The sequence below is a fragment of the Desulfobacter sp. UBA2225 genome (assembly GCF_002348205.1).
Classification (GTDB): Bacteria; Desulfobacterota; Desulfobacteria; order Desulfobacterales; family Desulfobacteraceae; genus Desulfobacter; species Desulfobacter postgatei.
Map to the genome: position 1 here is coordinate 1 of NZ_DDYV01000078.1, position 11,062 is coordinate 11,062.

Sequence of the window (11,062 nt, forward strand, 5' to 3'; positions counted from 1 at the left end):
GACGGATCCGGGTACCTTTAAGAAGGGACTGGGTCTCAACATAATCCTCACCCACACCAGCCATTTTCAACATATCTTCGGTGGCGGTCTCGTGCAGGATGTCAATGACGTCATCCACGGTAACAATACCGATAATCCGGTTGTCATCATCCACAACCGGTATGGCCAGAAAATCATACCGGGAAACCAGACGGGCCACAACATCTCTGTCCGTATAAGGCTTGATCGATACAATATCCGTGGCCATGAACGATTTAAGCGGCTTATCAGGGGATTCCAGCACCAGCTGGCGAAGGGAACTGACCCCCACAAGCTTGCCATAGTTATCTATCACATAGATGTAGAAAGGCATCTCAACATCGAGATACTTGTTTTGCAGCGCTTCGATCACTTCCCTTGCCTTGACGTCTTCTTCCAGGGCCACGTAATCCTTAACCATGAGGCTGCCGGCAGTATCTTCCTCATAGCTCATGATCTGCTCGACATTGTAAGATTCTTCCTTTTTCATTTTGGACAGAATCTTGTCGGACAATTCCTCGTCCAGACACCCGAGCAACTCGGCAGCATCATCCGAGGCCATGTGGTCAAAAACAGTCACCAGCTTATCAAAATCTACGATTTTAACAAACTCCACAAAGGTCTTTTCGGACAGGTGCGAAAACAGCAGACCGATATCATCTGGATTGTCCAGCAGCTTAAACAGCTTTTCCTGATTAGGGGGCGTCAGATTTTCAAAAACAATGGACAGGTCCGCCATATGGGTTTTTTTTATGATATTGAGCAGCTGCTTGTTGGCCCCCCGGCGCAACAATCTTATAATACTGGTCTCAAGTATCTGGATTTGCTCTTTTTGCATGGGTAATTTTCCTATAGGCAGACAGTATCGAAAGGATTAAAGCATTATTTTAATGTGCGCGCTGTTTTTAAGATTTTCCATCCACTTGTTGAACTGGACTTCCCCGTGTTCCCGGTACAGGATATTTTGGATCTGTTTTTCCACCTCTTTCTGGACAGGCCCCTGGCCCTGTGAAATGATATCGGCCACATAAAGAATCTGGAAGGAATCCCCCATATCAATGGGCTTTGTGTATTGCCCCTTGCCAACACCCTCAAGCGCCGCTTTGATCACATCGCTGAAGCTTGATATGTCAAACTCACCGAGTTCACCACCCGAAGACGCATTGGAGCCGATTGAATAGTTTTTGGCAACTTGTGAAAAATCAACTTCGTTTTCCAAATTTACCAGGACCGTGGAAAGATCCGTTGAATCGCTTACAATGATATTTTTTAAATAATATTTTTTCTTGTCCTTGAATTCCTGATAATGGCTCTGATAATAAGCATTTATCTCCTGATCCGTGACAACAATCTTGGCACGGACAGCCCTTGAGACGATCATGCTCTGGAGGATCTGCTCCCGGATTCTTTCACGGTATTGCGCAAGGGTCAGGCCTTGGGCGGCCAGGCCGAGTTCGAGCCTTTCCTGATCAAGATTGTGCTCTTTTTTAAAAGTTTCCACGGAATTGTCCACATCCGTGTCATCCACGGCAATGCCCATTCGTTTTGCTTCCTGAACCACCAGGCTGCTTTCTACCAGTTGATTGAGGACCTGGGTGTACATCTGCGCCATCATCTCTTTTTGCCGGGCCGAAGACTCCTGGGATGCCTCAATATTTTTTCGATATGGGGCCGCTGCCATGTCAAGTTGGGACAGGGTGACAATATCGTCATTTACTATGGCGACTATCCGATCAACCACCTCTTGGGCCAGACAACTTGCCGCCCAGAAAAACCCCAATATAAAAACCATTAAAATGATGTCTCGTTTTTTTCTCATACATCCGCCTTTTTTTTATATGAAAGTCCCAATACGTTATTAAATTATTTTCATGTTTTGTTGTGGGTTTAACCCAGGTGTTGACAGACCAGGTCAGCCGGGGCTGTTATTGCTTTTCAGGGTTTATTAGAAAGGCGCTTAACACCAGCTCGTCAATGTACACAGGATAGCTGGCCTGCAACCCCTGCAGCCACTTCCCAAAAGCTTCCTGGCTTTTTTCTATCCGCAGCTTGAGCAGCAAATCTTTTTCATCCATCATTGCTGAATTATTATTGTCCCGGGTTTCGTGTCCTGCAAAGCGGTCATAAAAAGCAATCATATCCTCGGGATGAATCTCCTGGGACGCCACCAGATCCTGCATAATTAATTCCTGGATGACCATATCCTTTTTTAACCTCTTTTTCCAGACAGGATATGATATGGCCCTTTCAAGGAGCATCTGGTCAAAACTGTCTTCGGGATAGTCTTTCTTAAAGTCGGCGATGGCAGCATCAAGCGCTTTGTCACTGACATTAATACCCTTGGCCGCGGCTGCAGCCAGCAGTACGGCCTGGTCAGACAGATCAGAAACAAGATCCAGAACCATGGTATTGTATTCACTGGGACTGTCTTTAATATCATAAGGGTAGTTGGCCTGCTTGACCTCCAGCTCCCGGGCAAAGTCGGCCCGGCTGATTTCCACGGTGCCGGCTTTGATGATACTGCCTTTTTCTTCAACTTTTTTTTGATCCGTACACCCGGATCCAATCACAATTGTAATACCTGTGGCCATAAGCAATAACGCCCCAAAAGAGAAGCTATTTAACAAGCCCCTTGAAAATCCATTGACGTCTTTTATGCCGTGCCAAATAGTTGTAATGCTGCTCATTTTATATTCCCATTGTGACTAACTGCCATGAGCCGGTATATTAATTTATTTTGGGAATTTTTCCTCTATTTTTTTTAAAAAAGGAAAGGAAACAAACCATGGCCCGTTTCCTTAAATTTTCGAAACTTTTAGCATTATGCCTGTTTTTTCGCAACCCCCCTCAAACCGTTGAGTGCCCTTCCCTTACGAAAACACTCTCTTTCTAAAAATTAATTAATCGGACAAGGGATAATGGCAGGCTGTCAGATGCCACGGGTCATGGGAGCAGACAGAAAGCGTTGGCGCCTTTTCAAAACACAGGGATCGGGCCACAGGACAGCGGGAAGAAAACCTGCAACCCGGCGGTGGATGTTCAGCTGATGGAATTTCACCTTGAAGCGGGGTTCTTTTTGAAGGCCGATCCGGATCGGCTACGGGCACAGCCTCCAGCAATGCCTTTGTATACGGATGGGTGGGATGATTATATATGTTTTGGGCATTCGCAATTTCCATGATACGGCCCAGGTACATGACAATAATGCGGTCAGACATGTGGCGGACCACGGACAGATCATGGGAAATAAACAGGTAGGTCAGACCCATTGCAGACTGCAGGTCCAGCAACAGATTCAAAATCTTTGACTGAACCGAAACATCCAGGGCGGAAACCGGTTCATCACAGATAACTATCTGCGGCGTCATGCTGATGGCCCGGGCAACACCGATGCGCTGGCGCTGCCCCCCTGAAAACTCATGGGGATATTTGGTCAAAGCCCCGGGGTCAAGCCCCACCTGATCCAGCAACAACTCAATCTGCATGGCCGTTTCCTGTTGTGACACCCCGTGAATGCGAAACTTTTCTTCCAGAATCTGACGCACGGTCTGCCTGGGATTTAAGGATTCAAAAGGATCCTGGAAAATCATCTGCGCCCGGGTTGAAAATATTTTACGCATTTTCCGGGTCATGGCAGACAATGGCTTCCCATCCAGAAGAATGCGGCCCTGGGTCAAAGGATACAACCCCATGATGCACCGGCCCAACGTGCTTTTTCCGCAACCGGATTCTCCCACGATACCAAGGGTTTCTCCCTTGAAAACCGAAAAACTGATATCATCCACCGCATGAACATTACCGGTCCGACGCATGAAAACACCCGAAGTGACCGGAAAATATTTTTTCAGGTGCTGGATATCCAGAATCGGCCGACGCATTGCTGAACAGTCTGATTGTCCCATTCATCTTTTCCCGTAAAACGCTCTTTTATAAATAGTTTATACCCGAAAAATAGTTTCATAAACAACCATGGGCTGACCCGGCTTTTCACCGTGGTTCAGCCCACAACAATAATTGAAAAATCTATGTGAGGTACACAGACTCTCTTATAAAAAATAAGGACAAATTTTAAGGAAATGGTAAAAAAATGAGGACATAAAAAAAAGGGCTTCTGAACAGAATCATTATTCAAAAACCCTTTGAGAATAGTCTTATTGGACAGTTACGTTGACCGCTGCAGGCCCTTTCTGTCCGTCCTCCACATCAAAAGTGACCCGGTCACCCTCATTAAGAGATTTAAAGCCTGTTGCATTGATGCCGGTATGATGCACGAATACGTCAGGTCCCTCCTCCTGCTCAATAAATCCGTAACCTTTTGCATCATTAAACCACTTTACGATCCCATTTGCCATTGCGACTCTCTCCTTACTTGTAGTGAATAATTTTAGTTTCAAACTCAGGTCCTGCCACGCCAACAAATGGGTCCAGCCCTTAGAACGAAACTTTTAAAGCCCTGCAATTGCAGCTTTGAATGTATATTATTAGCTTTTATTTAAAAATCAAGGATTATTTATTAAAATTTCATTTTTTTCGCCACCATACACCAAATGACACGCGGCAAAATGGCCGGAAGAGACGGGCATCAGCCGGGGACGTTGTTTTTCGCACTGTGCCGATACACGGTTGCAGCGTTTGGCAAACCGACACCCGGCATGCATTTCAGACAAAGCAGGCACATTGCCGGGGATGGTGGGAAGCGGCTCCTTCGCCGTTTGAGCCAGGGAAGGAATGGATCGCAAAAGGCCTTTGGTGTAGGGGTGAAATGGTTTCCGAAATAGTGTTTTCACAGAAGCGCTCTCCGCCACAGTGCCGGCATACATGACAACGACCTTGTCACAGTTCTCTGCGATCAGTCCAAGATCATGGGTAATTAGAATCACGGCCATACCTATTGTATCCCGGAATTGAAAAATAAGATCCATAATCTGGGCCTGTACGGTTACATCCAAGGCCGTGGTCGGTTCATCAGCAATAAGGATATCAGGCTCACAAGCAAGCGCCATGCCGATCATCACCCGCTGACGCATCCCGCCGGATAATTGATGGGGATACTTTTTCATGACCTGCCGGGCATCGGGTATCCCCACTTTTTCAAGCATCTGCGTCGACGCTATATTTTTCGCCTTTGCTCCCATGCCCGGAAAATGCAGGGAATAACTTTCACAAATCTGCCGGCCCACGGTGTGAACCGGGTTTAATGCGGTCATGGGCTCCTGGAAAATCATGGATATTTTCTTGCCCCGAATTTTACGCATGGCATCAAGAGGAAGGTCAAGCAGATTTTGTCCTTTAAACAGGATTTCACCTTCTTTAATTTTTGACACGGGCTTTGGTAAAAGCCGCATCAAACTCAAGGCTGTCACACTCTTACCGCACCCGGATTCCCCGGCAATACCCAGCACCTGACCGGAGGTAAGTTCAAAGCCGACATCATCCACGGCCAGGACTTCTCCATGGTCGGTCCGGAATGCCACCCCAAGATGCTTAACAGCTAAAAGCGGTGGACAATTTTTTTGATTCATTCCGGCCGGCCCTTTCGTTTATATTTGTCGTCAATGATGGTAACAGGTGCAAACACCTGTCCCGCGTTCACAACGGCAAGGGTCTGATGACGAATATGCTCATCAATCCAGAAAAGCCCGCCCGCATCGGAGGCAAAAGGATCAAACAAACTATCGGACACAGGGGTGCCGTGGAATTTCGGCAGCCTCATCCACCGCCAGTAGGCCACTCGGACATAGGGCACCATATATGAAGGCACATATGCACAGATATCATGTATCTTGTTTTGAATCGTTCCAGATAAATTGATACGTTCGGGCTCATCCAGGCTGTCCCGGTACCGGTCAATAAGCTTGTCCAGTTCAGGGTCATCCGTGTTGGTGATGTTGTTGGTCTGGGGCTTATGTGCGTTGTCCGAGTGCCATCCCTCCCAAAAAGAAGGCCGCATGCCCGTACTCCAGCCCATCCAGGCCACATCATGCTTTTTTTCCAGGGTTTTCTTAAACATGGCTGTGGGGTCAAGGCGCTCCAGTTCCAGGTCAATACCAGCCTTGAGCGCTTCTTCCTTCAATACTGCCAGCTGGGGCATATGCTCTTCTAGATAATAGGTCACGATAACGGAAAACCGCATGGCCCCTTTCTGCCAGATGCCCTCCGGCCCTCTGTGCCAGCCGGCCTGCTTCATCAGCGCTTCAACCTGTGAAATATCGTACCCACGGGCTTTGATGGTGTAATCCGTATATTCTCCATATCCGTAAAAGGCCTGGGGCAGCCGGAAATAATCGCCCCGTAAAACCTGCTTGATCACCTTATCCATGTTCATGGCATGGGCAAAGGCCTGCCGAACCCGGATATCCTCGAATACGGGACGGTCCAGGTTCAGCCACATTCCCCTGGAAGGCTGCGCTAGATCATTGAAAAAGAAGATACGTTCCACATATCCTTTATTAATAACCGGGGTGTTGGATTTCTGGTGCCAGAATTTGGGCACCACCATACCAAAGGTATCCAGACGGCCTTTCTTAAAATATTCCCACTGCATGTTGAAATCACGAATTACCGTAAAAAGCACTGAATCCACGTTAAACCGGTTTTTAAAATATCGCCGGTCCTTTGCCCACCACTGTTTTTTTCGGGAAAACCGGATAAATCGCCCTTTTTTAAAATCACTGATCTGGTAAGCCCCGGTATTGGGCACAACGGCCCAGTTGAAGCGGGATAGAAAGTCCTCTCCAAGGGTTTTAAAAAAATGTTCAGGCGTCGGGCTGATGCCAAGTTTCAGATAAAGGTCAGGTACGGCTTTGGTGCTTTTGACCGCAATGGTGTAATCGTCAAACGCCGTAACCGATTCGATCTCCCGGGTGTAGTAATCATTATACCAGGGTGCCACAATATGTTCAGAGCGCATGAATGTCAGGGTATACAAATAGTCCCTGGCGGTAACCGGCACCCCGTCCGACCACCTGGCATCTGGATCGAGCTTAAAATACATGGTCTTTTTATCCGGGGCATAGGCCCAGTGGGTGGCAAGCTCGGGAATAATACGCCGCGAGACAGGATGGATATTAATCAAAGCGAGCTGGTTGTCCAGAATTGCGCTTCGAAAAGAGCCGTTGGAATCCGGTCCCACCACCCTGAAGGTCATGGGAAAATTCATGATGGCCTCCCGGATCACCCCGCCTTTTTCAGCATTGTCCGAGGCAAACACCGGATCTGTATCATTGGTGAGCCACAGGATATTGTGCGGCAGTTTTTGATACACCAGGGGCACAAGGCCTGCATTGGAAGGCGGTTCAGATGAAGAGACATTTTGGGACCGGTCTGATGCGCACCCGAACAGCCCGCCCAAAAGGCAAAGAAAGAAAATAACTCTCATTGCAAATAAAACACGCCGGGACAGCACCTTTAGTATATCTTCCCTAACTTGTAAAAAGATTAAATCAATCCTTGACAGTAATTTTTAAAAAATAGAACAATACAGCAATTTTTAATCCGATCCAAGAGGAGTTTTCATCCCATGATCCTCCATGTGGACATGGATGCATTTTTTGCTTCCGTGGAACAGCGCGATAATCCGGAGCTTCTGGGTAAACCCGTTATCGTGGCAGGGCATTCCAACCGCAGTGTGGTATCTGCAGCCAGCTATGAAGCAAGAAAATTCGGCATCCATTCAGCCATGCCCGTATTTCAGGCCAGGCAGAGATGCCCGCATCTTATTATCCAGCCGGGCAGCCGTGAAAAATATGCCCGGGATTCAAGAAAGATTATGGCTATTTTAAGACAATTCTCCCCTTTGGTGGAGTCTGTTTCCATTGATGAAGCCTTCCTGGACATTACGGGTTGTGAAAAACTGATCGGTACGCCTGAACAGGCCGCAAAAAAAATCAAATTTGAGATTTTCAATCAGCTTGCCCTGACCTGTTCAGTTGGCGCGGCCCCGGTCCGGTTTCTGGCAAAAATAGCATCGGATATGGACAAGCCGGACGGGTTGACCATTATCTCCGGCAAGGAGATGGCCCAGGTGATTGCCACCCTTCCCATCAGCAAGGTGCCTGGCGTCGGCGCCAAGGCCATGGCCCAGATGCAAGGCCTTCAAATTGAAACCCTGGGCGATGTGAAGAGATTCGATCTCAACCTATTAACAAATAAATTCGGAAGTTTCGGACAAAGGCTGTTCCAGCTGGCCCGGGGGATTGATGCCACCCCCATAGAACCGGAAAGGCCCCGTAAATCGATCTCCGCTGAAGTCACGTTATCCTCCGATATTTCAGATCCCCGGGACGTACAATCCGTGCTTCTTGCCCAGGCCCATAAGGTCGGCAATGAACTGCGGGCCGGTAACCAAAGATGCAGAAAGGTCGGCATTAAACTGAAATTCTCCGATTTTTCCCAAATCACCCGGAGCAGAACCCTTGAAACATGGATTTCATCATCCAATACTATTTTTGACCAGGCACTCTTCTTGTATTATAATCTGAATATTACCAAAAAAATCCGTCTGGTCGGGGTGGGGGTTTCTGAATTCCAGGAGACCGAAAAGCCCATTCAGCGATCTTTGTTTTCCGATCAGAACCAGGAAGATCAACGGCAATGGGAGGCCGTGGACAGAGCCATGGATTCGGTGCTTGCCAAATTCGGCCCGGATGCCCTGAAAAAGGCAAACCTGAAAAACCATAAAGTTTCACACAACTACATAGGAGATCAGAAAGTGAACCCGCTTTGTGCTGTGCAAGTAACCATTACAGGAAGGGTCCAGGGCGTATGCTTCAGGCATGAAACCCAGCTGGCGGCCCAGGAGCGCGGTCTGTCAGGCCATGTGAGAAATATGCCCGACAGATCGGTCCAGGCCCTGTTCCAGGGTAAGCCCGAGGATATACAGGATATGCTGGCCTGGTGCCGAAAGGGTTCCACCTTTTCAGAGGTAAAGGATGTAAACACCCGAACGGTATCAGTGGATCCTGAATTAACACATTTTGAAATCCGTTATTAGAAAACCTCATTTCAAATTAAACGTCGCCTTAATCCTGGCATTATTTTCTTCATCTTCAGCAACAGGATCAGGCTGCGTAACAAATACGCGTCTTACATCAATCTTGCCGGTTTCTGTCAGATATTTGGCAATTTCACGGCCACGCCGCCACCCAAGGCCATTTAGGGCATCTCCATCCAGGGGCATGCTGGTGACCAGAAGGGTCTCTTTTTCATCCAGGGTCAACTCTTTTTCCTTTCCGGAGGCATCCCTGGGTTTGGGGAACTGTGCCTTGTCATAGGACTTTTCAATGAGACGGGTACGTTTTTCTTCATCCAAATCAGCCAGTCTCACCGTACCGTCTTCGGGCAATTTTTTATCCATGGATAAAACCATGGCTTCATAAGCCTCATATCTTAACTGCTCGGCGTCGTTAAGCTTATTGTAGTGGCTCAGGATTTCCAGTTTCAAATTCGTTCTTTTTCCCAGCACAGTTGCAAGCTTGTCCAGCTTGTCTTTCTGGGCCTGATCCAGTTGGCTTTTGCCCGGATCAAACTCCACATATCCCAGATCCTGGCCACTGCCGAGACCCACAAGGTTGCCTAAAAATTTAAAGGGAGCCGTCACAATTCCCATAATGAAATTTTTCAGGACTGTTCCCACAACCTTTCCGAAATGAAATTTAGGATCGCTGAGATCCCCGGTAATGGGCAGATTCAAATCAATTTCGCCCTTGGAATTTTTGAGCAGTGAAACGGCAAATTCCAGAGGAAGGGAGGATGCGTCCTTACTGTCCACTTTTTTGCCCAGGGTCAACTGATCAAACAGGACGTGATTGTTTGAATTAAGCTTATCCCCGTTAATATTGTAATGCAGTTCCAGGATAAGTTTTCCCTTCTCTATTTCATATCCCAGATATTTTTTGGAATAGACATTGAATTTAGGCAGCTCAATGTTTTTGAAGGATATGGTCAAATCAACAAAACGCTTGTCCTTTAAAGGATCAACCTGACCTGTGATGTCCAATGGCGCATATCCGCCATGTACACCTTTGAGTACAAGTTGGGCATGCGCCTTGCCCATGGATGACAGGCCTGTAAGGCTGCCTGCGATCTCGGTCATATTGGCGGTAAAATTGGGTTGGGTGAAATAGTCACTGAAATTGATATGCCCCCCCTGCAGGGTAATGGCGTTAATGCGGATATCGGGTATTGAACCGCCTTCCTTGACCGGTGCCGCTTCGGTCTTGGTTTTACCTTTGGGTACGGTGTTGTCCTCGGGTTGTTCCACCATAATCTCTTTATAATTGAGTTGGGCGTTTTTATTTAATATGACCCGTTGGTAGAAATCGGTCAGCGCAATTTTCTCAATCACCACACTCATGGGATTTACGCAAATATCCATACCCGTGGCATAGAGCGATTTGCATGAAAAAAATTCCGTGTCATCCACCTTGTTTTTAGACATAAAATTGTTAAGGGAAGCCTGACCCTTGTATGTTATTTCGGGTAGATCACTTTTCTTCTTGGCCGGGGTCACGACCACTGTACCCCTGGTATTAAGATATCCTTCGGATATTGAAATTTTCAAGAAATCAGTAAAATAGGGTTCTGCCGTATTCACATCAATCCGGTTGAAGTCTATATTAACGGTCGCCGCAGGCCCTGAAATGTCAAAGCTGCCGTCAAGATTAATTTCTCCCTTGTCCTTGTTGGTCATGGATGCCTTGAAGGTCGATTTTTCGCCTTTTTTTGTGGAGATATTTTCAACCGTAACACCAATGTCTTTCATGATCACCTTCACCGGCTCTTTTTTGGCTTGATCAATGAACTGAACCCGGCACTGGTCTAAAACCGTTTTATGTATGGTTGCAACCCATGCAGGTGCAGGTGCGTTCTGTTCATCCTGCTTTGTTGCGTCTTGTTTTGTCTGTGCAAGCTTTGATGCAGTCGCCTTTTCCCCGGGGTTGCCCCCTGGTTTCAGAGCCTTTTCAATGGCTGCAAGCAGGTCCATCCGGCCTGTTTTATCCCGGTTAACCTCAACCTGGGCCTTATGAAGTTCCACAAGCCGCAC

9 protein-coding genes are annotated in these 11,062 nt (G+C 47.4%); 1 reads left to right on the forward strand and 8 read right to left on the reverse strand.

Annotated features, from left to right (window positions below):
• From B3D59_RS04120 to B3D59_RS04150, 7 genes are all read right to left on the reverse strand, one after another.
• Positions 1-856: magnesium transporter (locus B3D59_RS04120; protein ID WP_286817866.1), on the reverse strand; the 856-nt coding region annotated here is incomplete at its 3' end.
• A 36-nt stretch (positions 857-892) separates the two neighbouring features.
• On the reverse strand, positions 893-1,837 hold the full coding sequence (locus B3D59_RS04125; RefSeq protein WP_286817868.1) for a SurA N-terminal domain-containing protein: 945 nt from the start codon (positions 1,835-1,837) through the stop codon (positions 893-895).
• A 106-nt stretch (positions 1,838-1,943) separates the two neighbouring features.
• On the reverse strand, positions 1,944-2,705 hold the full coding sequence (locus tag B3D59_RS04130) for a SurA N-terminal domain-containing protein (protein ID WP_286817869.1): 762 nt from the start codon (positions 2,703-2,705) through the stop codon (positions 1,944-1,946).
• A gap of 213 nt (positions 2,706-2,918) precedes the next feature.
• The gene (locus B3D59_RS04135) at positions 2,919-3,920 is read right to left on the reverse strand and encodes an ABC transporter ATP-binding protein (RefSeq protein ID WP_286817870.1); all 1,002 of its coding nucleotides are present in this window, start codon (positions 3,918-3,920) and stop codon (positions 2,919-2,921) included.
• A 249-nt stretch (positions 3,921-4,169) separates the two neighbouring features.
• Positions 4,170-4,370 (reverse strand): cold-shock protein, encoded by a 201-nt coding sequence (locus tag B3D59_RS04140; RefSeq protein WP_004071947.1) that lies wholly within the window; start codon positions 4,368-4,370, stop codon positions 4,170-4,172.
• Positions 4,371-4,517: 147 nt separating this feature from the next.
• Positions 4,518-5,540, reverse strand: a complete 1,023-nt coding sequence (locus B3D59_RS04145; protein WP_286817872.1) for an ABC transporter ATP-binding protein — start codon at positions 5,538-5,540, stop codon at positions 4,518-4,520.
• Positions 5,537-7,396 carry an extracellular solute-binding protein gene (locus B3D59_RS04150; RefSeq protein WP_286817873.1) on the reverse strand — a complete coding sequence of 620 codons (1,860 nt, stop codon included), beginning with the start codon at positions 7,394-7,396 and terminating at the stop codon, positions 5,537-5,539. Before B3D59_RS04150 ends, B3D59_RS04145 begins: the two co-directional genes overlap by 4 nt.
• Before the next feature lie 141 nt (positions 7,397-7,537).
• Between B3D59_RS04150 and dinB the strand changes: the two genes are divergently transcribed.
• Positions 7,538-9,010, forward strand: coding sequence for a DNA polymerase IV (gene dinB, locus B3D59_RS04155; protein ID WP_286817874.1), 1,473 nt, complete (start codon positions 7,538-7,540; stop codon positions 9,008-9,010).
• Between the two features lie 6 nt (positions 9,011-9,016).
• Here dinB and B3D59_RS04160 read toward each other — a convergent pair.
• On the reverse strand, positions 9,017-11,062 hold a 2,046-nt coding region (locus B3D59_RS04160; protein ID WP_286817876.1), incomplete at its 5' end, for a DUF748 domain-containing protein.